Here is a 23336-nt window from a genome sequence, read left to right as displayed (position 1 = left end):
TGTGTCGCTCTGCCGCATGGCGACTAACGGCGCCGGGGCCACGTAGGGTACAACCGCGCGTTCGTCATGCGCTTGCAGACCGGTTCCGATGCTTTCCTTCCCGCACGTGATCATCGCCGAAGACGAACCGCTGGTCGCGGTCACGGTCGGTGGCATGCTGGAGGAGGGCGGCTACCGCGTCACCCTGGCGCGCGACGGGCTCGAGGCGCTGGATCTGGACGAGCGCGATCCCGCCGACGTCCTGGTGACCGACCTGCGCATGCCGCGGCTCGACGGCATCGGGCTGATCAGCCGCATGCGCGAACGGCGCCCCAGGCTGCCCATCGTCGTCATGACCGGCTACAGCGACGTCTTCCCCGACACCTCCGCGGGGCGTCTGGTCATCATCCACAAGCCGTTCTGGGGGGATCAGATTGTCCGCGCCGTCGAAGCGGTGCTCGGGTCCTAATCGCTGCGCGCCGCCTCCTGCACCGGGCGGCCGAGGAAGATGCCCTGGCAGCGCTTGCCGCGCACCAGCTTGGTCATCGGGGCGTGCCATACCTCGCCGCGCCGGCCGACGATCTCCAGCACGAGTCGGCTGTGGTCCGGGCGCAGCTCGTAACCGTCGATGACGTCGCCGCCCTCCAGCAGCGCGCTTTGCGGGATGGTCAGCGACTGCCGGCCGAGCGCCACCGTCACCGCCATGTCGTACGGGCAGGTGTTCGCGGGCGCGGCGCCGTCGCTCGCCGATGCCGGTGCCGCCACCCCGAACAGCGACAGGAAAAGCACGCCGCCCGCGGTCCGGCTCAACACACGCATGACCCCCTCCATCCTCGTGGGGTAGAAGGTAGCGCGTCCAGGACGCTTCGAAGACGAAGAATTTTCCGACGAATGGCGGCCAAATTCGTCAAATCCGAAACACGCAGGGGTGGGCTGTGACGACCGTCACTGCGCACCGGCCGCGCGTGTGCGATGATTTTGGGGAACGGCCGGAGGAAGGGCGTAAGGCGTGGTTGCGCAATCGGGCATAGCGTCCGCGTCGGTGGCGTCTGCGGTCACGCAACGCTACCGCGAGGCGGACACCATCCAGGCCCAGCGGGCGCCCGCCCCGCAGCGCGACTTCGCGTCCGTGCTGACGACCGAGCCGGCCGTCGTCGCCACCATCGGCCGCGCCACCCTCAATCCACCGCCGCCGTCCCGCCCCCTGGCCGAGGCCGCCGCGCCGCGTCCGGCGGTGCGCACCGTGCTGCCGTCGCCGGCCCTGGCAAGGCGCAGCGCCGCCGCCTATGAGGCCGCGGCGTCGATCGGCCGTTCCCCCGCTGCGGACGCCGACGTCGCCACGCCGTCCACGCCGGGCCTGTCGATCAACTGTTAGCTGTGACGGCCGTCACTGCGGCCGGGGCCGGATTTGGCGACAGTGGCGTCAGCGAGGCGCAAAAGGCGCTGATGCTCCTTCTGGTTACGGTGTTGACCTCCATCGGGCCGCCGCTCCAGCCTTCGGGCCGGGCGGCGGCCGTGATGCGATTCTGGCCTGCGCCCCGGAATATTGCGTTTTCGTGACGCGCGGCTAGAGTGCGCGCCGGCACAACGACCAGATCGGATGGACCGGCATGCTGCGCACCTTCATCGGCCTCTTCAACCGGCTCATGCCGAAGGAGGAGCCGTTCATCGACAAGTTCGTCCAGCACGCCGACCGGGTCGCCGAGGCGGCGCGGGCGTTCCGCGCCATCGTGCACGGCGAGGGCACGCGCGAGGACCTCGTCGCCATCATCCGCAAGATGGAGCGTGAGGCCGACCGCATCACCGAAGAGACCATCGAGGCCACCCACCGCACCTTCATCACGCCCTTCGACCGCTCGCAGATCCAGGCGCTGATCGACGGGCTGGACGACACGGTGGACACCATGAAGGACGCCTCGCGCCGCATCCTGCTGCGCGGCATCCACGACTTCACCCCGCAGATGAAGCAGATGGCGGACGAGGTGGTGCGCTGCGCCGAAATCGTGCGCGAGAGCATGCCGATGCTGGAATCCGTCAGCCGGGAGTCGGAGCCGCTCCTGGAGAACTTCAAGAAGGTCAAACGCGCCAAGAAGGTGGTCAACGACCTGCGCGACTCCGGCCTGGCGCAGCTGTGGAGCCCGGAAAACACCCTGTCGCCGGGCGAGAAGCTGCTGGTCGAGGAGACCTACGACCTCGTGGCGCTGGTCGCCGACCGGCTGAAGGACGTGGCGAAGACGGTGACGGGGATCGTCAGCGAGCACGTGTAAAGCTCCTCCCCCCTTGCGGGGGAGAGGTGGGGAGAGGGGGCGCGCCGGCCGGATGGGCCGCGAGAGACGTTTGCCACCCTCTCCCCAACCCCTCTCCCCGCGAGGGAGAGGGGCTTAAGGATCATTGCCATTCAGATCTCGTAATCCCCCGCCAGCCCGGCCCGGATCCGCTCGACGTTCTCGGCGCTGCTGCCGTTGCGCGTGTCGAGGTCCTGCGCCACCCGCGCCGGCGTGCCCGACAGCAGCAGCACGCGGTCGGCGAGGAACACCGCCTCCTCGATGTCGTGCGTGACGAACAGCGTCGTCTTGCCGGTCTCGCGGTGAATGCGCTTCAACTCGTCCTGCAGGCCGCGCCGGGTGATGGCGTCCAGGGCGCCGAACGGCTCGTCCATCAGCAGGATGTCCGGGTCCACCGCCAACGCGCGGGCGATGCCGACCCGCTGGCGCTGGCCGCCCGACAGCTCGTAGGGCCAGCGCGTCCCGTACTCCTCCAGCCGCACCAGCTTCAGCGCCGCGCGGGCGCGCTCCTGACGCTCGGCGCGGCCGACCGGCAGGCCTTCGAGGCCGAGCTGGACGTTGCGCTCGACGCGGCGCCAGGGCAGCAGGCGCGGGTCCTGGAAGACGAGGCCGAAGGGGCGGTGCTGCGGCCGGTCGGAGGCGTTCAGCACCACGGTGCCGGCGCGCTGCCGGTGCAGGCCCGCCACCACGCGCAGCAGCGTGGACTTGCCGACGCCGGAGGGGCCGACGATGGCGACGAAGCTGCCGCGCTCCACCTCCAGGTCGAGGCCGGCGAGCACCGGCGGCGCGTCGGCGCCGTAGCCGATGCTGACGCCCCTGAGGGAGATGACTGGGGCGATCACCGCTGCCATGCCAGCACCCGCGACTGGACACGCACGAACAGGAAATCGGAGATGCCGTACAGCACGGCGATGGTGATCATGTAGAGAACCACGATGTGGGTGGCGAGCAGGCCCGAGGCCTCCATCATGCGCATGCCGACTCCGGGGATGCCGAACAGCTCGGCCGCCACCACGGTCATCCAGCCCTGGCCCAGGCCGGCGCGCAGGCCCGAGAAGATGCCCGGCAGGGCCCCGGGCAGGATGATCTTGAACAGCCGCGGGATCAGCGCCCCCTGGCCGAAGGCGTGGCCCAGCTCGATCAGGTCCTTGTCCACCGACGACACCGCGGCGTAAGCGGCGAAGTAGTTGATCCAGAACACGGTCAGCGCGATCAGGAAGGACGCCGAGGCCTCCGACACGCCGAACCAGATGATGGCGAAGGGGATCCAGGCGATGGCCGGGATCGGCCGCAGCATGCGCACGATGCCCGCCTGGAACGCGTTGAAGCGCGGCCACAGCGCCGCCGCCGTCCCCACCGCGATGCCGAGGAAGGAGCCGAGGGCCAGGCCGCTCAGGTAGTGCGACAGGCTGGCCAGCACCATGGCCTGCCACTGGCCGTTCCGGATCTCGGACAGGAAGGTCGCCGGCACCGCGCTGGGCGAGGGCAGCAGGCGCTGCGGCACGATGCCGCTGCGCCCAAGCCCTTCCCAGGCCAGCAGGAAGACGATCACGCCCGCCGCGGAAAGCAGGGCGGCGGTCCGCTTCGACATCGCTTACTTCGCCGCGTCGATGAAGCGGAAGTCGAAGGCCTCGTCCACGGCGACGGCGCCCTGGGCGGTGCCGACCTCCTGCTGGAACGCCTGCATGCGCTTCACCGCCTCGACGATCACGCGCGGGTCGGCGGCGAATTTGCTGGCGGGGGACTTCAGCGCCTCCTCCAGCACCTCCGGCTCGACCATGCCCTTGCCGAGGTGCTCGTTGGACAGGGTGGCGGCGCGCTTCGGGTCCTTGGTGACGACGTCCACGGCGCGGGCGTGGATTTTCACGAAGCGCTTGATGGCGTCCTCGTGCTTCTTCAGCAGCTCGCCGCGGGCGGCGACCACCGTGCCCGGCTGGCCGGGGAACATCTCGCCGCCCAGCGCCATGATGTGCGCCTGCGGATCGGTCTTCTTCACGATGGTGATGGTCGGCTCGCGGATGTCGGCGGCGTCGAGCGCGCCGGCCATCAGCGCCTGCTGCGTCTTCTCGATGCCCATCGGCACGATCTCGACGATGGCCGGGTCGAGCTTGGCGACCTTGAACAGCCAGTGGCGCAGCACGGTGTCCGGCACCGAGCCGGCCGGCTGCGTGCCGAACTTGATCTTGCGGCCGGTGGCGGCGGCCAGTTCCTTCACCGCGTCGGCGGCCGGCCTGTCCTTGGCCAGCTTGGCGAGCGGGCCGCGCGCGACCAGCACCAGCTCCTCGATGCCGGAATTGGCGATGACCGAGACGTCCACGCCCTTGGAGCGCGCGACGATCACCGGCGCCACGCCGGCGTAGATCATGTCGATCTGCCCGGCGGCCAGCGCCTGGATGGCGGCGGGGCCGTCGACGAAGCGGGTGAGCTTGACGTCCAGCCCTTCCTGCTTGGCCCAGCCCTCGCCGGTCAGCACGAACAGCGGGGCGGCGGCGAGGATCGGGATGTAGCCGACGCCCAGCTTCACCGGATCGGCGGCGCGGGCCTCGGCGCTGCCGAACACGGCGAGCGCGGACAGGGCCAGGGCGAGTGCGCGGGTCTTGAAGGTCTTCATGGGTCTCAGATCGTCCAGGCGTCGCTATAGTTTGAATTGGTGGTGTGGATGCCGCACTCGGTCTTGCCGAGGCCGGCCCAGCGGCCGGAACGCGGATCGGCGCCGGGGGCCACGCGCTCGGTGCAGGTGTAACAGCCGATGGAGAGGAACCCGTCCTCCTCCAGCGGGTGGCGGGGCAGGTCGCGCCGGGCGAACTCCTCGTCCAGGCGCTCGCGGTCCCACAGCGCCAGGGGGTTCACCTTGATCTGGCGGTCCTGCGTCTCGAACAGCGGGATCGCCGCGCGGGTCGAGGCCTGGAAACGCTTGCGTCCGGTGATCCACGCCTCGAAGCCATGCAGCGCGTCCCGCAGCGGCAGCGTCTTGCGCAGGTGGCAGCAGGCGTCCGGCGCCTTCTGCCACAGCAGGCCGTCCTTGTCGGCTGCCGCGAGGTCGCCCTTGCCCGCCCCCACGGTGCGCACGTCGGTGAGGCCGAGGCGCGTGACGAGCTGGTCGCGGTAGCGCAGCGTCTCGCCGAACAGCTTGCCGGTATCGACGAAGATCACCGGGACGGCCGGGTCCACCTCGGCCGCCAGCGCCAGCAGCACCGCCGATTCGGTGCCGAAGGACGAGACCAGCGCGATGGTGCCCGGAAACTCCTCCTTCAGCACCGCCAGCATCAGCGCGGTGCCGTCGAGGGTTCCGTAGCGCTCGGTCAGTTCGGCCGCGCGGAGAACTTCGGGAGGCGTGAGGTTTCCTTCGGGCATGGCGGCAATTCTACATATAGAATGGGTTGATTCTGTGCGTCTGAACACTACCACCCACAAAATGGTGTTGCAACGCATTTACACTTATCTATGTGTTTAATAGGGAATTGAGCGGCGAATTTGGTGTTGAAATGTCCGGAGATGGGCGTTTAAATACCCTCACACAGCGTGTTAATACCACTTTCGCTCTGTAGAATGTAGCGCTCTGCAGAATGTGGTCGGGAGAATGGATCCGATGGCGTTGAAGGCGATCACCGCGAACCGGCTGCGCGACGGCGCCGTCGTCTGGCTTGGGCAGAAGGGCGAGTGGGTGGAGCGGATCGACGCTGCCGCCACCCACGACGAGGCGGGCGCTGCCGCGGCGCTGGCCCAGGCCCAGCAGGACGAGGCGCGCAACCTCGTGGTGGGGATCTACACCCTCGACGTGGAGATCCTGGATGGCGCGCCGTCGCCGCTGCGCACCAAGGAGCGCATCCGCGCGCTTGGTCCCAGCGTGCGCGCCGACGTCGGCAAGCAGGCCGACCTCCTCGCCCGCGCCGCCTGAGGATCCACACCATGACCTATGTGCATCCGCGCAACCACGCCGGCATCTATCACTACGACGAGCTGGACCGCCAGTTCGTCCGCGAGCGTGTCGAGCAGTTCCGCTTTCAGGTGGAGCGCCGGCTGAAGGGCGAGCTGAGCGAGGACGAGTTCAAGCCGCTGCGGCTGATGAACGGCCTGTACCTGCAGCTGCACGCCTACATGCTGCGCATCGCCATCCCCTACGGCACGCTGGCCTCGCACCAGCTGCGCGGGCTGTCGGACATCGCGCGCCGCTACGACAAGGGCTACGGCCACTTCACCACGCGCCAGAACCTGCAGCTGAACTGGATCGGGCTGGAGGACACGCCGGACATCCTGGGCAAGCTGGCCGAGATCGACATGCACGCGATCCAGACCAGCGGCAACTGCGTGCGCAACGTCACCACCGACCAGTTCGCCGGCGCCGCCCCGGACGAGGTGGCGGACCCGCGCGTCTACGCCGAGATCCTGCGCCAGTGGACGACCATCCACCCGGAATTCACCTTCCTGCCGCGCAAGTTCAAGATCGCCATCAGCGCGTCCGGCGAGGCCGACCGCGCCGCCGTGCGCGTGCACGACATCGGGCTGGTGGTGAAGAAGAACGCGGCCGGCGAGACCGGGTTCGAGGTGTACGTCGGCGGCGGCCTGGGCCGCACGCCCTTCATCGCGCCGAAGACCCGCGACTGGCTGCCCGAAGAGGACCTGATCGCCTACATCGAGGCGGTGCTGCGCGTCTACAACCAGGCCGGCCGCCGCGACAACGCCTTCAAGGCGCGCATCAAGATCCTCGTGCACGAGACCAAGCTCGACACATTCATCGCGCTGGTCGAGGACGAGTTCGCCCGCATCCGCGGCGCGAAGTTCCGCCTGGACGCCGCCATCGTCGAGTCGATCCGCAGCCACTTCGCGCCGCCGCCGTTCGAGGAGCTGCCGCCGGTGTCGGACCTCGCCATCCGCCGCCGCGCTGACACCGCCGCGTTCGACGCCTGGGTCCGCACCAACGTTCGCGACCACAAGGCGCCGGGCTACGCCAGCGTCACCATTTCGCTGAAGCCGGCCGGCGGCGTGCCGGGCGACATCTCGTGCGAGCAGATGGACGCGGTGGCCGACCTCGCCGACCGTCACAGCTTCGGCGAGATCCGCGTGACGCACGAGCAGAACCTCGTGCTCGCCCACGTCAAGCAGGACGACCTGTACGCGCTGTGGCAGGCGCTGTCGGCGGTGGGGCTGGCGACCGCCAACGCCGGGCTGATCGGCGACATCATCGCCTGCCCGGGGCTGGACTACTGCTCGCTCGCCAACGCGCGCTCGATCCCGATCGCCCAGGCGCTGTCCGAGCGCTTCGCCGACCCGGCCAAGCAGACGGAGATCGGCGACCTCAAGATCAAGATCAGCGGCTGCATCAACGCCTGCGGCCACCACCACGTCGGCGCCATCGGCATTCTCGGCGTCGATAAGAAGGGCGAGGAGTTCTACCAGATCACGCTGGGCGGCAACGCCGAGCTGGACGCGTCCCTGGGCGACATCCTGGGGCCCGCGCTGACCGCCGACGAGGCGGTGGACGCGGTGGAGCGCATCGTCGACCGCTACCTGGAGCGCCGCCAGCCCGGCGAGCGCTTCCTCGCCACCCTGGCCCGCCTCGGGCAGGCCCCCTTCAAGGAGACGGCCTATGCCGCTGATTGAGAACGGGCGCGCTGTCGCCGATGCCTGGGTGTCGCTGGCCGACGACGCGGCGCTGCCCGCGGACGGCCCGGTGATCGTCAGCTTCGCCCGCTGGCAGGCCGAGCGGGACGCGCTGCTGGCGCGCTCCGCGCCGCTGGGCGTGCGGCTGCCGAGCACCGTTCCGGCCGGCGCCATCGCGCCGGACCTGGAGCGTTTCGCCCTGGTGGTGGTGGAGTTCCCCAAGTTCCGCGACGGCCGAGGCTTCACCACGGCGCGCGAACTGCGTGAGCGTTGGGGTTTTCAGGGCGAGATCCGCGCGGTCGGCAACATCATCGCCGATCAGTATCCGCTGCTGGTCCGCTGCGGCGCCAGCACCGTCGAGGTGCCGGAGGGCACCGATGTGGAGACCTGGGCGCGCACGCTGAACACCGTGACCATCGCCTATCAGGCGAGTGTCGGTGTGGATGAGCCGTTGGCGCTGCTGCGGCGGAAGGTCGTGGCGGCGGCCTGAGTTCTCGCGCTGGGCCCCGCTCCTAACCTCCCCCCATCTTCGACGGGGGGAGGAACAAAGCCCTCCCCCGCGAAGTGGGGGAGGGTTGGGTGGGGGCTCGGCGCGGAGACTTTCCTTATTCCTCGTACGTGTACCGAAAATCGCAGTGGCTCGCCCCCTGCATGATGGTCTGCGTCCGCGTCATCTTCAGCTTCGGGTCGTAGCCCTCGCAGAAGGCGCCGTCGCGGTTGCAGGACAGCAGGTGGCCGATGGAGCCCAGGCCCATCTCCCGGTACATCTCGGCATACCGGCAGCGCGTCACGTTGAAGTCGTAGTGCGTCGCGTCCTGCCGCTGCACCTCCATGCGCAGCGCGTCGTCCTTCTGCCAGAGCGGCATCAGGTCGGCGAAGCTCTGCAGGCTCGTCCCCTCCGGCTCGTCCTTGGCGAAATTGGACGCCGCGCTCATCGCCGCCTTGGTGATGGCGGCGTTCAACGCCTCCTGTGCGGCGGCCTCGCCGAAGCGTGCGACCATCTCCTCGTAGACCGGCTTCAGGATCTCCGCCTCGATGCGGCGGCGCTCCAGGATGCCCATCTGTTCGGCCATAAACCTCTCCCTCAATGCACGTGGCCGCCGAGGTAGGCCTCGGCGATGCGCGGGTCGTCGCGCAGCTGGTCGGCGGGGCCGGCCAGCACGATCCGGCCGTCCTCCATGACCGCGGCGTGGTCGGCGACGCGCAGCGCGGCGCGGGCGTTCTGCTCGACCAGCAGGATCGACACGCCCTCGTCGCGGATGCGCTGCACCAGGTCGAAGATCAGCGCGACGATCTTCGGCGCCAGGCCCAGCGACGGCTCGTCCATCAGCAGCAGCATCGGCTTGCGCATCAGCGCGCGGGCGATGCACAGCATTTGCTGCTCGCCGCCCGACAGCGAGCCGGCGTTCTGCTTCAGCCGCTCGCCCAGCACCGGGAACATCGCCAGCACCCGGTCCAGCTCGCCGAGGCCGTGCTCCCCGCCGCCGAGCACGAGGTTCTCGCGCACGCTCATGTTGGAGAAGATCTGCCGCCCCTCCGGGGCCTGGAGCAGCCCGGCCTGCACGATGCGGTGCGCCGGCAGGTTGGCGATCGCCTCGCCCTTGAAGGTGATGGTGCCGCGCCGCGCCCGATAGATGCCGGAGATCGCGCGCATCAGCGTCGTCTTGCCGACCCCGTTGGAGCCGAGCACGGCGACGATCGCTCCCTCGGGCACCGTCAGGCTGACACCGTGCAGGATCTCCTGCGGCCCCATGGCGACGTGCAGGTCGTCTACGGACAGCAGCGCCGTCATGCGTCCACTCCGAGATAGGCTTCGAGCACCGCCGGGTCCTGGCGGATCACGTCGGGCGGGCCGTCGGCGATCTTGCGGCCGGTGGCGAGCACCAGCACGCGCTGGCAGATGCTCATGACGAGGTTCATGTCGTGCTCGACCAGCATGATGGTGAGGCCCTGGCCGTGCAGGCGCTTGATGAAGGCGGCCAGCTCGCGCGTTTCGGTGTCGTTGAGGCCAGCCGCCGGCTCGTCGAGGATCAGGAAGCGCGGCTGCATGGCCAGCGCCCGGGCGATCTCCAGGTACTTGCGCCGGCCGTAGGGCAGGTTGGCCGCCAGCTCGTCGGCGACGTGCGTCAGGCCGACCGCTTCGAGGGCGTGCCACGTCCGCTCGCTGATGGCGTCGGCCCGCTTCCGGCTGCCGAACAGCGCGTCCAGCGGCCCCTGCGGCAGCGTGCCGACCGCGCCCACCGACACGTTGTCGAACACCGACATGTTCGGGAAGACGCGGAGGTTCTGGAAGGTGCGGCTGATGCCCAGCCGCGCCACCCGGTTGGTGCGCAGCCCGTTGATCGGCGTGCCGGCGAACCGCACCGCACCGGACGACAGCGGCGTGAAGCCGGAGATCAGGTTGAACAGCGTGGTCTTCCCCGCGCCGTTCGGGCCGATCAGCCCGACCAGCTCACCCTCGTCCACGTGCGCGGTGACGTCGTTGACGGCGAGCACGCCGCCGAAACGCCGGGAGGCGTGCTCGATTTCCAGGAGGTGCGTCATCGCCAGCCGATCCCGATGCCGTTGTCGGTGCGCCGCCACGCGGCTCCCAGCTGCTGCCGGACCAGCCGCAGGGCCGAGACCTCGCCCAGCAGGCCCTTGGGCAGGAACAGAATGGACAGGAACATCACCATGCCGACCATGATGTTGCGGAAGTCGCCCAGGCCGCGCAGGCCCTCGGGCAGCAGGATGAGGAGGAGGGCGCCGATCACCGCGCCCGGCAGGCTGCCCAGGCCGCCCACCACCACCATCGCCAGGATCAGGATGGACTCGGAGAACTTGAAGTCGCCCGGCGATATGTAGCCGGTCATGTGCGCCCACAGGCTCCCGGCCACGCCGGCGAAGAAGGCGGAGAGCGTGAACGCCTCCATCTTCAGGCGCACGGTGCGGACACCCATGGCGTCGGCGCACTGGTCGTCCTCGCGGATCGAGCGCAGCGCGTTGCCGTAGTAGGAGTGGCTGAGCCGCCCGATGGCGACCACGCACAGCACCACCACCACCGCCACCGTGTAGTAGGTGGAGAGCCGGCCGGACAGGCTGACGCCGAACAGCTCCAGCCCCTTGGTGACGATGATGCCGTTCGGGCCCTTGGTGAACTCGACCCAGTTCAGCATCACCAGATACAGCATCTGCCCGATGGCGAGCGTCGCCACGGCGAAGTAGATGCTGACCAGCCGCATGGTCGGCAGCGCCACCAGGAAGGCGACCAGCGCCGCCACCAGCCCGGACAGCGGCAGCGTCCAGGTGAAGCCGAGGCCCAGCTTGGTGGTCAGCAGCGCCGCGGTGTAGGCGCCGACGCCGTAGAACGCCGCGTGCCCCAGATGCAGCAGCCCGGCGACGCCGGTCACCAGGTGCATGGAGGCGGAGAGCAGCACGAAGATCAGCGCCAGGTTGGCGATCTGGTAGAAATAGCCGCGGTCGAACGACGCCAGCACCGCCGGCAGGGCGGCGAACACCAGCAGGCCGATCAGGACCGGCAGGACCCATTGCGGGCGGGACTTAGACGCGCTCACGGCCCGCTCCGAACAGTCCGTTGGGGAAGAAGATCAGCGTCAGGATCAGGAAGCCGTAGGCCACCATGTCCGACCAGCCGGAGGAGACGAAGGTGGTCGCCATGCTCTCCGAGATGCCGAGGATCAGGGCGCAGATCACCGCGCCGGGGATCGACGACAGACCGCCCATCACCATGGCGACGAACGCCTTGATGCCCGGCACGAAGCCCATCGCCGGGAAGATCGCGCCGTAGTACAGGCCCACCAGGATGCCGGCGGCGGCGCCCATCATCGAGCCGACCACGAAGGTCATGATGATGGTGCGGTCGGTGTCGATGCCCACGTACTTGGCGCCCAGCGGGTTGTTGGACACGGCGCGGATCGACAGGCCGATGCGGGTGCGGGTCAGCAGGTACTGCAGCCCGATCAGCATGGCCGCGGCGACGCCCAGGATGATGAAGTCGCCGGTCACCAGGATCACCGGGCCGACGCGCACCGGGGTGTTGATCAGGTACTCGAACGGCACCGAGCGCATCTGCGAGCCGAAGACGATCTCCAGCGCCTCGCGCACGATGATCGACACGGCGAGCGAGGAGAGCAGGGTAGACTCGCGCATCGCCCGCGACTTCAGCGACGCCTCGTCGGTGAAGCGGCGGAACGGCTTGAAGGCGAGGCGCTCCAGCGAGAAGCCGGCGAAGGCGCCGACGGCGAGCGCCGCGAAGATCGCCGCGGCGATGGGCGGGGCGGTCGCGGTGATCAGCACGAGGCCGGCGAAGGCGCCGAGCGTGTAGATCTCGCCGTGCGCGAAGTTGACGACGTTCAGCACGCCGAAGATCAGCGTGAAGCCGATCGCCATCAGCGCGTAGGTCATGCCCAGCGACAGGCCGATGGCGAGCTGCTGGAGGTAATAGGGGTCGAACAAATCCACCGGGGCGACGCTCCGTTCTGCGGTCCTTCGTCATTTCGTCATCCCCGCGAAAGCGGGGATCCAGGGACGCTTGCAAGGTGCGGTTTCACCAAGCTGCCTGGATCCCCGCCTTCGCGGGGATGACGAAAGAAAAGACGATGACGAAAGAAGAAGGCATGGCGGCGTGCAATACGCACGCCGCGCCCTTTCCCTCTTACTCCTTCACCGGCACGAACTGGCCGCCCTTGACCTCGACCTTGGTCAGCTCCTTGTCGGCCTCGCGGTCGGGGCCGAAGGTGGTCTTGCCGGTGATGCCCGGGAAGTCCTTGGTCTGAGCCAGCGCGTCGCGCACGCTCTCGCGCGTCGGGTTCGGCTGCGCCTTCTCCACCGCCGCCAGCATGATGCGCACGGCGTCGTAGGCCTGCGCCGGGAACTGGCCGGGCTCGGTGCCGTTGGAGCGCTTCTTCCACTCCGCGACGAACTTCTGGACGGCCGGGTCCGGGTTGGTAGGCAGGAAGTTGGAGGTGAGGTGCAGCCCTTCCGCCGCGTCGCCGGCCAGCTCCAGCAGCTTCGGGCTGTAGGCCGCCGAGGTCGAGTAGACCGGCGTCTTGACGCCGAGCTGCTGCAGCTGCTTCAGGAACTGCGCGCCGTCCTCGTAGAAGAAGCCGGTGTAGATGGCGTCGGGCTTCGCGCGCTCGATCTTCGAGATCAGCGAGCGGTAGTCCTTGAGGCCGCGGTTGAAGAACTCGCTGAACGCCACCTGGCCGCCGTTGGCCTTCACCGCGTCGGAATAGCCGGACACCACCGACTGGCCCCAGTCTGTCTGCTCGGCGATCACCGCGACGTTCTTGAAACCCTTGGAGGCCATCCACTTGGCGTTGTAGGGGCCTTCCTGCGCCTGGGTGGCGATGTTGCGGAACTGGTACTTGGAGATCTTGGTGTAGTCGGGGTGCGAGGCGGTCTGCGACAGCTGCGGCATGCCGGCCTCCTTGTAGACCTGCGCGGCGGCCATCGACACGCCCGAGGTGAAGTCGCCCAGCACGCCGACGATCGCCTTGTCGTCCACGAACTTGCGGGCGATGTTCACGCCCTCCTTGGCGTCGGAGCGGCTGTCCTCGAAGACGATCTCCACCTTGAACGGCTTGCCGGCGGCCTTGAACTCGTCCAGCGCGATCTCCGCGGCCTTGCGGAAGTCCTGGCCGTACTGCGCGGTGTCGCCGGTCAGCGGCAACTGGTAGCCGAGCTTGACGTCGGCGGCGTGGGCGGAGGCGGACAGGGCCACCACGGCGGTGGCGGTGAGGGCGGCGAGACGGAGGGTCATCGTTGCGGTTCCCTGAAATCGTTGTCGTTTATCGGTGCGTTACGTCTGGGCGCCGGGGCCGGGCACGACCTTCAGGCGGCAGCAGCCCTCGTCGCCGGGCTTCCAGGTCTCGCCCTTGAAGGTGAAGCCGGCGGACTCGAACAGGCCGCCGTCGATTGCGCCGGCCATCTTGCACAGCAACTCCAGATCCTCGTCGCTGCGGCCCTGCGCCTGCCAGGCTTCCTTCAGCGGGCAGCGGTGGAAATGGATCTCCAGCATCTCGCCGTCGCAGCGCTTGATCTCCGGCGCGAACATCTGGTCGCGCAGCGGGATGCCGTCGAGGAAAGCGCCGCACAGGCCCTCCAGGTCGCCCGGGCCGTGCCCGGCGTACTTGGTGCCCATCTGCTCGCCGAGGCGGCGGGTCGATTCCTTGCCGACCTCCAGCGCGGTCTCGGTGCCGAAGCGCTCGCGCAGCACGTCGAACATGTGCGCGTAGGCGGCGGCGCGCATGGCGTAGGAATTGCGCAGCAGCGTGGGGTAATCGGGGGTGTCGGCCATAATCGTATCCCTGTCCCTCAGATTTCTTGGGAATCGTTCCAGCGGTATTGCAGCAGCTTCAGCGGCCCGACGCGTTGCAGCAGGCTGTTGAAGGGCAGCGGCGTCGGTTCGGTGAAGGGCAGCGCCAGCTCGCGGGTGTCGCGGCCGGCGGCGGCGTGGGCCAGCTCGCGGCCCAGCGACACCGACAGCGCCACGCCGCGCCCGTTGCAGCCGGCCCAGCCGAAGCCGTTCGGCCCCAGCCGGTGGACGCGCGGGAAATAGTCGGTGGTCATGGCGATGCGGCCGTTCCACACATAGTCGAAGGTGACGCCGGCCAACTGCGGGAACATCTCCGCCAGCCGTGCGCCGACGATCGCCTTCAGCCGCTCCGGCCCGTTCACCGGGATCAGCAGCGCGCCGCCGGTGACCAGCCGGTTGTCCGCCGTCCAGCGCATGAAGCGCAGGTCGCCGTGCGTGTCCGACATCGCCTGCCGGCCGGGGATCACCGTCTTGCGCACGTTGTCGCCCAGCGGCGCGGTGGCCATCTGCCAGGACAGGATCGGCACCACCTCGGTGCGGATGTTCGGGAAGACGCCGGCGGCGTAGCCGTTGGTGCCGAGGATCAGCGCGTCGGCTGTCACCTCGCCCTCCGGCGTGCGGGCCACCCAGCGCTCATTGCGGCGCTCCACCGACAGGGCGGGGGAGTTGACGTAGACGGACGCGCCGGCCTGCACGGCCTTGGCCGCCAGCCCGCGCACCAGCGCCAGCGGGTTGATGTGCCCGCCGGTGCGGTTGATCCAGCCGCCGTGGTAATAGTCGGTGCCCAGCAGGTCGCGGACCCGGGCGCGGTCCAGCAGTTCGACGTCGGCGCTGCGGCGGCCCCACTGCTCGACTCGGCGCTGCGAAATCTTGATGCGGCCCGGCGTGTGCGCCGGCTGAATCCAGCCGGCCTGCTCGGCCGCGCAGTCGATGCCCAGGCGGCGCACCGTGTCGAACAGGTACGAGGCGCTGTCGCGCACCAGCGCCACGAACCGCTCGCCGTCGACGGGGCCGAAGCGGGCGACGAGGTCGTCCGGATCCGGCCGGGTCAGCGTCGGAATGACCTGCCCGTTGTTGCGCCCCGACGCGCCGCGACCCAGCTCGGACGCCTCCAGGACCACCGGGCGCTTGCCGGCCTCGACGAGGTGCAGCGCCGCCGACAAGCCGGTGAAGCCGCCGCCGATGACCAGCACGTCGGCCTGCACCGAGTCCTTCAGCGTGGACAGGGACGGCGGCGGCGGGGCCGTCGCCTCCCACAGCGAGTTGGGGCGTTCCCAGATGCCGCCCCGCCCGGGGATGCTGTTCGTCGTCTCTGCCACGTGCGCCGTCCGATTGGTCCGACCAGTTCCTTCACAGTCGAACTATGGGGCAGAAAGGGGTACGATGCAATTTCCCCGGTTGGAATGCGGAATATGGCTGCTATTCACATTGACGAAGCGTGTTATCCCGCCTTCGGCAGCACCGTCTCGGCCAGCCGCACCCAGTAGCTGGCGCCGATGGGCAGCACCTCGTCGTTGAAGTCGTAGTGCGGGCTGTGCAGGTTGCGCCCGCCGTCCGACGGGCCGGCGCCCAGCCAAACATAGCATCCCGGCCGCTTTTGCAGCATGAACGAGAAGTCCTCGGCGCCCATGCTGGGCATCGGGTCGAGGTCCAGCGCCTCCGCGCCCACGACGCGGGCGGCGGCGCGGCGCGCCTTCTCGGTGGCGTCGGCGGTGTTGACGGTGGAGGGGTAGCGGCGTTCGTAGCGGAAGGACGCCTCCACGCCCATCACCGTGGCGATGGCCTGGGCGATCTCGCGCATGCGGCGCTCGATCGTGTCCTGCACCTCGGGGCGGAAGCTGCGGGTGGTGCCGCGCAGCACGGCGCTGGCCGGGATGACGTTCCAGGTGTCGCCGGCGTGGAACTGCGTGACGCTGACCACCGCCGAATCGACGGGGTGGGTGTTGCGGCTGGGAATCGTCTGCCAGGCGTTGACGATCTGCGTGCCGGCGACGATCACGTCGGTGCCCAGGTGCGGCATGGCGGCGTGCGTGCCCTTGCCGGTCAGCGTCAGCTCGAACACGTCGTAGGACGCCATCATCGGACCGGGGCGCATCGCCATGCGGCCGACCTCCAGGCCCGGCCAGTTGTGCATGCCGTAGACCTCGGTGACCGGGAACTTCTCGAACAACCCTTCCTCGACCATCACCCGGCCGCCGCCCTCGTTCTCCTCGGCGGGCTGGAAGACGAAGGCGATGGAGCCGTGGAAATTCGGGTTCTCGGCCAGATAGCGCGCGGCGCCCAGCAGCATGGTGGTGTGGCCGTCGTGCCCGCAGGCGTGCATGCGCCCGGCGTGGCGCGAGGCGTGCGGCAGGTTGGTCTGCTCCTCGATGTGCAGCGCGTCCATGTCGGCGCGGAAGGCGACGGACGGCCCCTCGCCGTTGCGCAGGATGCCGACGACGCCGGTCTTGGCGAGGCCGCGGTGCACCTCCAGTCCGAAGCTCTTCAGCTTCTCAGCGACCACGTCGCTGGTGCGCTGCTCCTCGAACGCGGTCTCCGGATGGGCGTGCAGGTCGTGCCGCCACGCCTTCATGTCGGCGGTGTGCTTCTCCAGGCCCGGAACCGTCTCGACCATCCCTGTTCTCCCTGTTCGTTGGTGGGCAGCAATATGGGGCCTTATACTTTGGTCGACCACCGCGGTGCGAGCGGGGCAGCCTTGACGGCGGTCAAGGGCGGCGCGGCGGGGCAGGGCGACCGTACGCCCGGCCAACAGCGTGGAGGATCGAGCCGTGCAGGACCTCGTTCAGAACCGTTCCATCGGCGACAACTCCGGGGCAGTCCGGATCCAGGTGGAGGTGCGGCTGTTCAACAGCCTGGTGCCGCACGGCCACGGCCGGCCGGTGCAGACGGTGCCGCTGCCGGCGGGCAGCACGGTGGGCGACGTGATCCGCCGCTTCGGCATCCCGCCCAAGGACGTCTACCTCGTGCTGATCAATGGGCGTGACCCGACGCCGACGCTCGGCGACATGGTCAACCAGGAACGCACCCTGGAGGATGGCGACGTGGTGGCGCTCTCCGGTCCGGTGCCGTTCTCCTGGGGGTACGGCGCGCCGGTGGTGTGAGCGTATGGCCCCAACCCGCCCCTCCCATGGGCCGACATGAGGCATGTGCGATAGGGCGGTCTTGCGCTACGGCCGCAACGCCCGCGCCAGCAATTCCTCCGCCTGCGGCCCGTCCCACTCCAGCGGGCCGACGATGCGCGCCACCTCGCGGCCCTGGCGGTCGAGGATCAGCGTGGTCGGCAACGCCTGGGCGCCCAGCACGCTGGTCAGCGCCCGGTCCTCGTCGAGGAAGGCCGGCAGGTGGGTGACGCCGGTGTCGGCGTAGAACTTCTGCACCGCCGGCCAGCCCTTGCGGTCCAGCGAGACCGGCACGACCTGCACGCCTTCCGCCCCGCGCCGCGCCTGCAGCCTGTCGAGGTCGGGGAACTCCGCGCGGCAGGGCAGGCACCACGTCGCCCAGAGGTCGAGCACCACCGCCTTGCCGCGGAACTCCTCCAGCCCGTGCCGGCTGCCGTCGGCGGCGTGGATGCTGATCGAGGGCAGCTCGATGGGCGCGTCGTGCACGGTGACGCTCGCCTTCGGCCCGGCCAGCGCCGGTCCCGCGAGCAGGAGCAGCGCGGCGAGCAGCTTCTTCACAGCAGCACCCCCAGCGCCAGCAGCGCGCCGAACACCGCCTGCAGCTTGGCGGTCTTGGCCAGGAAGCGGTTGAGGCCGCGGCCCGGCGGCTCGGCTTTGAGTCCGCAGATGGTGTGCAGGGTCAGCGGCAGCGCGCCCAGCGCCAGCCACACCCCGGTGTTCGGCAGCAGCGCCGCCAGCGGGACCAGCAGCGCGAAGGGCGCCAGCACGAACGCCGCGTAAACAGCCGTCGCCGCCTTCGGCCCGGCGACGATGGCCAGCGTGCGGCGGCCGGCGCGGGCATCGGACTCGCGGTCGCGGTGGTTGTTGACGTGCAGCACCGCCGCCGCCGGCAGCCCGATGGCCGCCCCGGCCAGCAGCGCCGGCCAGGACACCGATCCGGCTTGCAGCCACGCCGTGCCGCACACCGCGGCGACGCCGAAGAACAGGAAGACGAACACCTCGCCCAGCGGCGTGTAGGCGATCGGCAGCGGCCCGCCGGTGTAGGCCCAGCCCGCCAGGATCGATAAGGCGCCCAGCAGCAGGATCGGCCAGCCGCCCTCCGCCACCAGGAACAGCCCGACCAGCGCGGCGAGGCCGAAGCAGATCCACGCGCCGTGGCGCACCTGGGCGGCGCTGGCCCAGCCCTCGGCGGTGACGCGCGGCGGGCCGACGCGGCCGGCGGTGTCCAGCCCGCGCTCGCCGTCGGCGGCGTCGTTGTAGAGGTTGGTGCCGGCCTGGATCAGCACCGCGCCGAGCAGCGTCGCCAGCGCCACCAGCGGGTGGAACAGCCGGGCGTCGGCCCAGGCGAAGGCGAGGCCGACCGCCACCGGCACCACGGCGATGGTCAGCGTGCGCGGCCGCACGGCCTGGATCCACAGCGACGGCCCGGAGGGGCGGGCGAGGGTGGCGACGGTCATGGCGTGTCCTCCGGGTTCCCAGCGTACAGGCGGCGGGCGCGCTCTTCAAAGGCTCTGACGATGCGCGGCTCGGCGGCCGGCAGGCCGGTGCGGGCCAGCGCGGCGAGCAGCGGCGAGCGGAATTCCACCGCCACCTCGGCATCCACGCGGCAGCCCGCGCCCTCCGGCGTGAAGGTCCAGCGCAGCGCGAAGCGCCGCCACGGGCCATCCTGCGACACGATCTCCAGCCACTCCGGCGCCGCGAAGCGCGCGGTGGAGGAGAAGCGCGAACGCAGCGGGCCGAAGCCGAACACGTTGTCGACCAGCCAGGAGCCGTCGGCGCGCCGCTCCAGGACGCGCGCCGCCACGCAGCCGGGCATGAAGGCCGGGTAGCCTTCGATGTCCGCCACCAGCGCGAAGAGCTGCTCCGCCGTGAAGGCGGGGAAGTCCAGGCGCCAGTGGCGCCGCAGCGCCGGCTCCGCGGTCTCCAGGGTCACGGCAGGTCGCCGCGGCGGAACAGCAGGAAGCCGAGGCCCGCGGTGGCGGTGCCGAGCGCCGCCGGGTAGATCAGCGCCCAGACGATGTAGCCGGTGATGCCGAAGTTATCGAGGATCACGTAGGCGGCCGAGCCGAGCAGCACCAGCTGCGGGTCGAACAGCAGCATCGACGCCGTGCGGAACACCTGCAGCGGGTTGGCGAGCGCCACCGCCAGCACCGCGTCGGGCGGCAGGCTGCTGCGCAGCAGCACGCCCAGCAGCACGAGGTCGAGGAAGCAGATCAGCACCAGCCAGACGATGAACGCCGCCGTCTGCGCCACGTCCGACGAGCGCGCCAGCACCGAGATCAGGAAGCCGATGCCCAGGAAGCACCAGGTCAGCGACAGCAGCAGCGCCACGTCCACCACCAGATGCCACCAGGGCACCGCCACGCCCATAGCCGCGCCGTAGGCGATGGCGCCCAGCAGCGCCAGGACCACCGGCACGAACACCACGGCGAAGCGCCCGAGCATCCGTCCCCAGTACCACGCGCCCAACGGCACCGGCAGGGAGAGCATGTACTCGAACACCCCCGCCTCGCGGTCACCGGCCACCGAGCGCACGGTTGTGATGAGGATGAACACCGGCAGGATCGCCATGGCCAGCTGGATGTAGGTGACCAGCAGCCGGCTCAGGCCGGTGAAGCCCATGACGCGCGACTCGGTCAGGCCGAACACCAGCAGGCCGACGACGATGCCGCCGAACACCAGGCTGTACAGCAGGAACCAGCGGGCACGGGTCGATTCAGCGATGTCCAGGCGGACGGCGGAGAGGAAGGCGGTCATCGCGTTTCTCCCGCGTCGGCCGTGGTCGTGGTCGGCGCGCACTCCGTGCGCTTCAGCGCGGCAGCCTTCATGGCCTCGAACGGCACGGTGTCGGCGCCGTTCGGCACCGCGGCGAAGCCGTAGCCCATGGGGGTGGGCAGGCCCTGGCGGTAGGCGGCCTGGCGGGCGTCCAGCCACGTGGCGCCGTCCTGGTGGCTCATCGCCCAGAACTTCGCCGCGGGCTCGGCGGCCCAGGCGTTGCGCGTGGTGAAGTGCACGGCGCAGCCGACGTCGTCGAACTTGAACAGCTTGTTGTTCGGCCCGCCACGGATCTCCGCCGCGTAGCGCAGCTCCGAGATGATCATGCCGCAGAAGTCGCAGGCGTCGCGGCCGAGCTTGATGGCGCCCGGCCCTTCCTCGCTGCCGCAGCCGGCGGGCAGCCACGCCAGCGCGACGCCGGCCGCGGAGAGCTTCAGGACATCGCGCCGGGCCAAAGGACGGCAAAGCTGCGGGCTCATGCGCGGGGCTCCTCCAGGTTGACGGCGGTGATCAGGCCGGAATAGCGCGACAGCGTGCCGAGGAAGCGAAGCCGGTCGGGGCCGGGCACCTCGCCCTCCCAGACCAGCCCGGTGTCAGCGTCCCGGAAGCCCCACTCGTGCATGGCGCGGGCGAAGGCGTCCTCGCGGCGGGAGACGGCGAGCCGGCAGGCCAGCACCGCGGCGCGGTCCAGCGCGTCGGCCACGGTGTCGTCCAGCGCGACGCGGCCGCCGTCCAGCTCGATCACGCGATCGACCAGCGGCGCGACCTCGTCCAGGCGGTGGCTGGTGATCAGCATGGTGGTCCGCGGCATCTCGGCCAGCAGCGCGAACAGCGCCTTGCGGGCCGGCGGGTCGAGGTTGGCGGCCGGCTCGTCCATGATCAGCAGGCCGACGTCGCGGCCCAGCGCGATGGAGATGAGCAGCTTCTGCTTCATGCCGCCCGACAGCTTGACGAAGGGGCGGTTGCGGATCGGCTCCAGCGTCAGGCCGAGGCGGCCGGCGACGATCTCGAAGCGCTTCGGGTCGGCGCCGGTGACGTGCGCGGTGAAGCGCAGCAGCTCGCCCACCGGCATCTTCAGCGGCGGCGGCATCTGCGGCACGAAGCCGACGCCCTTCAGCACCTCGGCGCGCTGGGCGCGCGGGCTGAGGCCGTCGATCAGGACGGCGCCGTCATGGGCGTACTCGCCCAGCAGGCAGCGGATCAGCGTGGTCTTGCCGGCGCCGTTGGAGCCGATCAGCGCGACGCGCGAGCCCGTCGCGATCTCCAGCGACAGCGCGTCGAGGACGCGCGCGCCCTTGAAGACCTTGGTCAGGTTCTCGATGCGGATCATCGACGGTGGTGTCCTTCCCTGCATGCCCAGGGTATTGGAAGGCGGGTGGGGGAGGGATTCCTTGACGAACGTCAAGTCTGCGGTGCCAAAAGCCCCTCCCCCTCGAGGGGGAGGGGTTTGGGGAGAGGGCGGGAAATTTGGCCGCTTCGCGGTGCCACCCTCTCCCCAACCCCTCCCCCTCGAGGGAGAGGGGCTTTGAAGGGCTACAGCAGCTTCCCCAGACCCTTGATGTCGAACTTCAGCGCGCCGGTCGGGCAGACCTCGACGCACATGCCGCAGCGGGTGCAGTCGGCGCCGATCTCCTGCTTGACGTCCTGGTTCCAGCCGAACTTCGTCATGGACAGCACGTGCGGCACCATGCAGACGCGGCGGCATTCGCCCTCGTGCAGGCAGGCCTCGGCGTTGTAGCGCACGTGCACCGGCGACACCGCGCCGACCACGCCGTAGGTCATGCCGATCGGGCACATGTAGCGGCACCAGAAGCGGCGCGAATAGAACACTTCCACCGTCAGCAGCACGGCGACCCACAGGACCGCCAGCGAGATGCCGTAGGTGAAGGCGCGGCTGAGGATGCCCACGGGGTTGATCGTCTCGAACACCGTGTAGCCGGTGACCACCGCCAGCGCCGCGAACACCACGTACAGCACGGTGCGCGTGCCGCGGTGGAGCTGATGGTCCTTCGCCCAGCCCCTGGCGGCCAGCTTCAGGTGCAGCATCTCGGCCAGTTCGCCCAGCAGATGGTAGGGGCAGACCCACGAGCAGAAGCTGCGCCCGCCGAACAGCCACCAGACGATCAGCACCGTCGATGTGCCGATCACCAGGTTGATGACGACCTCCTTGTAGGCCAGCATCACCTGCAGCGCCGAGTTCAGGTCGGCCATGTGGAAGCCGACGAAGCGCGACGCGGTCAGCGCCCCTTCCACCACCTGGACGTCGAACTGGTAGGACAGCACGAACAGCAGGTTGACCAGCACGATGGAGATCCAGCGGCGGATCCGCCAGCGGTTGCCGGGCTTGAAGTGGGTCTTCTCTTCCTTGATGAACTGCTTGCGCTTCTTGACCTGTTCCGGCTCACGCTTGAACTGGAACAGCGCCTTGGCGGCGTCGGTCTGCTGGGCGGGCGTGGGCTTGGCCGGTTCGCGGCCGAACATCACGGCGAAGCTGTCGAGGAGGCGGCTCATTTCGGGGCGCTCCCGCCCAGGCGGGCGTCGATGACGAGGACGGCGGGCTCGGTCGGGCAGATCATCTCGCACATGCCGCAGCCGACGCAGGTCGGGTGGATCACCGGCGTGCGGCGCGGGTCGTTCGGATCCGCGCTCATAGGCTCCAGCGTGATGGCGCCCTTCACCGGGCACTCGCGCACGCACAGGTCGCACAGCGGCAGGTCGTAGGGGTGATCGGCGACCGGGATCGGCGTCCAGCGGTCGACCTCGGCGTAGCGGTGCAGCCCCTCATAGTCCGCCCCGCGCGCCTGCCCCTTGAAGCCCAGGCCGTTGCGGGCGAGGCAGAGGTCGGGCTTGTCGACCCGGGCGAGGCCCATCCGCACCTCCTCCGGCTTGCTGGGCTTGTGGCTCAGCGCGCCGGTGGGGCAGGCGAGGATGCACTGCAGCGCGTCGCAGGAGAAGTCGCAGGCCTGGTCGCGGGCGGCGATGTAGGGCGTGCCGATCCCGAAGCCCTCGTCGATGTCGGCGAGCACGATGGCTTCGACCGGGCAGACCTGCACGCACTGCCCGCATTTGATGCAGGCGGCGAGGAAGTCGCGCTCGGCGATGGCGCCGGGCGGGCGCAGGCGGGTCGCGGCGAGCGCCGCCAGCGGCAGGAAGCCGCCGAGCGCGGCGCCGGCGACCGCGGTGCCGAGCAGCGCGCTGCGCAGGAACTCCCGCCGGTCGGACTTCTCTTCACCCAGGAGCTGGGCAATGACGGACATCGGG

The 23336-nt window shown here is 69.8% G+C and carries 29 protein-coding genes; 7 read left to right on the top strand and 22 right to left on the bottom strand.

Features of this window, described 5'->3' with window-relative positions:
* Positions 1-88 precede the first annotated feature (88 nt).
* A complete protein-coding gene (locus ACRWK7_RS19495) occupies positions 89-448 on the top strand; it encodes a response regulator (RefSeq protein ID WP_431857954.1) in 360 nt (119 codons plus the stop codon).
* On the opposite strand, the gene ACRWK7_RS19490 is transcribed toward ACRWK7_RS19495, so the two are convergent.
* Complete coding sequence (locus tag ACRWK7_RS19490; RefSeq protein WP_431857953.1) at positions 445-798, bottom strand: hypothetical protein; 354 nt, start codon at positions 796-798, stop codon at positions 445-447. The genes ACRWK7_RS19495 and ACRWK7_RS19490 overlap by 4 nt on opposite strands.
* Before the next feature lie 190 nt (positions 799-988).
* Here ACRWK7_RS19490 and ACRWK7_RS19485 point away from each other — a divergent pair, with 190 nt between their 5' ends.
* Entirely contained in the window at positions 989-1354 is a 366-nt protein-coding gene (locus ACRWK7_RS19485; RefSeq protein ID WP_431857952.1) for a hypothetical protein, read from the top strand.
* Between the two features lie 235 nt (positions 1355-1589).
* Positions 1590-2246, top strand: coding sequence for a DUF47 domain-containing protein (locus tag ACRWK7_RS19480; protein WP_431857951.1), 657 nt, complete (start codon positions 1590-1592; stop codon positions 2244-2246).
* A 131-nt stretch (positions 2247-2377) separates the two neighbouring features.
* Here the strand turns inward: ACRWK7_RS19480 and ACRWK7_RS19475 are convergent, their stop codons facing one another.
* Genes ACRWK7_RS19475 through ACRWK7_RS19460 form a run of 4 tightly spaced genes read right to left on the bottom strand, consistent with a single transcriptional unit; the run spans position 2378 to position 5618 of the window.
* Positions 2378-3115, bottom strand: coding sequence for an ABC transporter ATP-binding protein (locus tag ACRWK7_RS19475; protein WP_431857950.1), 738 nt, complete (start codon positions 3113-3115; stop codon positions 2378-2380).
* Positions 3103-3855 carry an ABC transporter permease gene (locus ACRWK7_RS19470; RefSeq protein ID WP_431857949.1) on the bottom strand — a complete coding sequence of 251 codons (753 nt, stop codon included), beginning with the start codon at positions 3853-3855 and terminating at the stop codon, positions 3103-3105. The genes ACRWK7_RS19475 and ACRWK7_RS19470 overlap by 13 nt, the downstream gene beginning before the upstream one ends.
* 3 nt (positions 3856-3858) lie before the next feature.
* Positions 3859-4875 carry an ABC transporter substrate-binding protein gene (locus ACRWK7_RS19465; protein WP_431857948.1) on the bottom strand — a complete coding sequence of 339 codons (1017 nt, stop codon included), beginning with the start codon at positions 4873-4875 and terminating at the stop codon, positions 3859-3861.
* A gap of 5 nt (positions 4876-4880) precedes the next feature.
* Positions 4881-5618 carry a phosphoadenylyl-sulfate reductase gene (locus tag ACRWK7_RS19460; protein WP_431857947.1) on the bottom strand — a complete coding sequence of 246 codons (738 nt, stop codon included), beginning with the start codon at positions 5616-5618 and terminating at the stop codon, positions 4881-4883.
* A gap of 235 nt (positions 5619-5853) precedes the next feature.
* On the opposite strand from ACRWK7_RS19460, the gene ACRWK7_RS19455 reads away from it, so the two are divergent.
* Genes ACRWK7_RS19455 through ACRWK7_RS19445 form a run of 3 tightly spaced genes read left to right on the top strand, consistent with a single transcriptional unit; the run spans position 5854 to position 8355 of the window.
* On the top strand, positions 5854-6162 hold the full coding sequence (locus ACRWK7_RS19455) for a DUF2849 domain-containing protein (RefSeq protein ID WP_431857946.1): 309 nt from the start codon (positions 5854-5856) through the stop codon (positions 6160-6162).
* A gap of 11 nt (positions 6163-6173) precedes the next feature.
* Positions 6174-7865: a nitrite/sulfite reductase gene (locus ACRWK7_RS19450; RefSeq protein WP_431857945.1), complete on the top strand. Its 1692-nt coding sequence runs from the start codon at positions 6174-6176 to the stop codon at positions 7863-7865.
* Positions 7852-8355, top strand: coding sequence for a DUF934 domain-containing protein (locus tag ACRWK7_RS19445; protein ID WP_431857944.1), 504 nt, complete (start codon positions 7852-7854; stop codon positions 8353-8355). Before ACRWK7_RS19450 ends, ACRWK7_RS19445 begins: the two co-directional genes overlap by 14 nt.
* 115 nt (positions 8356-8470) lie before the next feature.
* Here the strand turns inward: ACRWK7_RS19445 and ACRWK7_RS19440 are convergent, their stop codons facing one another.
* From ACRWK7_RS19440 to ACRWK7_RS19400, 9 genes are all read right to left on the bottom strand, one after another.
* Positions 8471-8938, bottom strand: a complete 468-nt coding sequence (locus ACRWK7_RS19440; protein ID WP_431857943.1) for an L-2-amino-thiazoline-4-carboxylic acid hydrolase — start codon at positions 8936-8938, stop codon at positions 8471-8473.
* An 11-nt stretch (positions 8939-8949) separates the two neighbouring features.
* On the bottom strand, positions 8950-9657 hold the full coding sequence (locus tag ACRWK7_RS19435) for an ABC transporter ATP-binding protein (RefSeq protein WP_431857942.1): 708 nt from the start codon (positions 9655-9657) through the stop codon (positions 8950-8952).
* Positions 9654-10409 (bottom strand): ABC transporter ATP-binding protein, encoded by a 756-nt coding sequence (locus ACRWK7_RS19430; protein ID WP_431857941.1) that lies wholly within the window; start codon positions 10407-10409, stop codon positions 9654-9656. Before ACRWK7_RS19430 ends, ACRWK7_RS19435 begins: the two co-directional genes overlap by 4 nt.
* Entirely contained in the window at positions 10406-11419 is a 1014-nt protein-coding gene (locus tag ACRWK7_RS19425) for a branched-chain amino acid ABC transporter permease (protein ID WP_431857940.1), read from the bottom strand. The genes ACRWK7_RS19430 and ACRWK7_RS19425 overlap by 4 nt, the downstream gene beginning before the upstream one ends.
* Positions 11406-12326, bottom strand: coding sequence for a branched-chain amino acid ABC transporter permease (locus ACRWK7_RS19420; protein WP_431857939.1), 921 nt, complete (start codon positions 12324-12326; stop codon positions 11406-11408). Before ACRWK7_RS19420 ends, ACRWK7_RS19425 begins: the two co-directional genes overlap by 14 nt.
* A gap of 193 nt (positions 12327-12519) precedes the next feature.
* Positions 12520-13626 (bottom strand): ABC transporter substrate-binding protein, encoded by a 1107-nt coding sequence (locus tag ACRWK7_RS19415; protein ID WP_431857938.1) that lies wholly within the window; start codon positions 13624-13626, stop codon positions 12520-12522.
* A gap of 39 nt (positions 13627-13665) precedes the next feature.
* A complete protein-coding gene (locus ACRWK7_RS19410) occupies positions 13666-14163 on the bottom strand; it encodes an L-2-amino-thiazoline-4-carboxylic acid hydrolase (RefSeq protein ID WP_431857937.1) in 498 nt (165 codons plus the stop codon).
* A gap of 17 nt (positions 14164-14180) precedes the next feature.
* Entirely contained in the window at positions 14181-15500 is a 1320-nt protein-coding gene (locus ACRWK7_RS19405) for an NAD(P)/FAD-dependent oxidoreductase (RefSeq protein ID WP_431857936.1), read from the bottom strand.
* Positions 15501-15622: 122 nt separating this feature from the next.
* A complete protein-coding gene (locus ACRWK7_RS19400) occupies positions 15623-16795 on the bottom strand; it encodes a M20 aminoacylase family protein (protein ID WP_431857935.1) in 1173 nt (390 codons plus the stop codon).
* Positions 16796-16949: 154 nt separating this feature from the next.
* On the opposite strand from ACRWK7_RS19400, the gene ACRWK7_RS19395 reads away from it, so the two are divergent.
* Entirely contained in the window at positions 16950-17282 is a 333-nt protein-coding gene (locus tag ACRWK7_RS19395; protein WP_431857934.1) for a MoaD/ThiS family protein, read from the top strand.
* A 66-nt stretch (positions 17283-17348) separates the two neighbouring features.
* Here ACRWK7_RS19395 and ACRWK7_RS19390 read toward each other — a convergent pair whose 3' ends face one another.
* The 8 genes from ACRWK7_RS19390 to ACRWK7_RS19355 form a co-directional block, all read right to left on the bottom strand.
* On the bottom strand, positions 17349-17858 hold the full coding sequence (locus ACRWK7_RS19390; RefSeq protein WP_431857933.1) for a TlpA family protein disulfide reductase: 510 nt from the start codon (positions 17856-17858) through the stop codon (positions 17349-17351).
* Positions 17855-18757, bottom strand: a complete 903-nt coding sequence (locus ACRWK7_RS19385; RefSeq protein ID WP_431857932.1) for a 1,4-dihydroxy-2-naphthoate polyprenyltransferase — start codon at positions 18755-18757, stop codon at positions 17855-17857. The genes ACRWK7_RS19390 and ACRWK7_RS19385 overlap by 4 nt, the downstream gene beginning before the upstream one ends.
* Positions 18754-19233, bottom strand: a complete 480-nt coding sequence (locus ACRWK7_RS19380; RefSeq protein WP_431857931.1) for a type II toxin-antitoxin system RatA family toxin — start codon at positions 19231-19233, stop codon at positions 18754-18756. Before ACRWK7_RS19380 ends, ACRWK7_RS19385 begins: the two co-directional genes overlap by 4 nt.
* On the bottom strand, positions 19230-20057 hold the full coding sequence (locus tag ACRWK7_RS19375) for an ABC transporter permease (protein ID WP_431857930.1): 828 nt from the start codon (positions 20055-20057) through the stop codon (positions 19230-19232). Before ACRWK7_RS19375 ends, ACRWK7_RS19380 begins: the two co-directional genes overlap by 4 nt.
* Entirely contained in the window at positions 20054-20554 is a 501-nt protein-coding gene (locus ACRWK7_RS19370) for a hypothetical protein (protein ID WP_431857929.1), read from the bottom strand. The genes ACRWK7_RS19375 and ACRWK7_RS19370 overlap by 4 nt, the downstream gene beginning before the upstream one ends.
* Positions 20551-21405, bottom strand: coding sequence for an ABC transporter ATP-binding protein (locus ACRWK7_RS19365; protein WP_431857928.1), 855 nt, complete (start codon positions 21403-21405; stop codon positions 20551-20553). Before ACRWK7_RS19365 ends, ACRWK7_RS19370 begins: the two co-directional genes overlap by 4 nt.
* Positions 21406-21608: 203 nt before the next feature.
* Positions 21609-22586, bottom strand: coding sequence for a NapH/MauN family ferredoxin-type protein (locus ACRWK7_RS19360; protein ID WP_431857927.1), 978 nt, complete (start codon positions 22584-22586; stop codon positions 21609-21611).
* Complete coding sequence (locus ACRWK7_RS19355) at positions 22583-23332, bottom strand: 4Fe-4S dicluster domain-containing protein (RefSeq protein WP_431857926.1); 750 nt, start codon at positions 23330-23332, stop codon at positions 22583-22585. Before ACRWK7_RS19355 ends, ACRWK7_RS19360 begins: the two co-directional genes overlap by 4 nt.
* Between the last annotated feature and the right edge of the window lie 4 nt (positions 23333-23336).

The sequence above is a fragment of the Azospirillum sp. genome, assembly GCF_050789165.1.
This window is presented reverse-complemented; position numbering and strand designations above follow the sequence as displayed.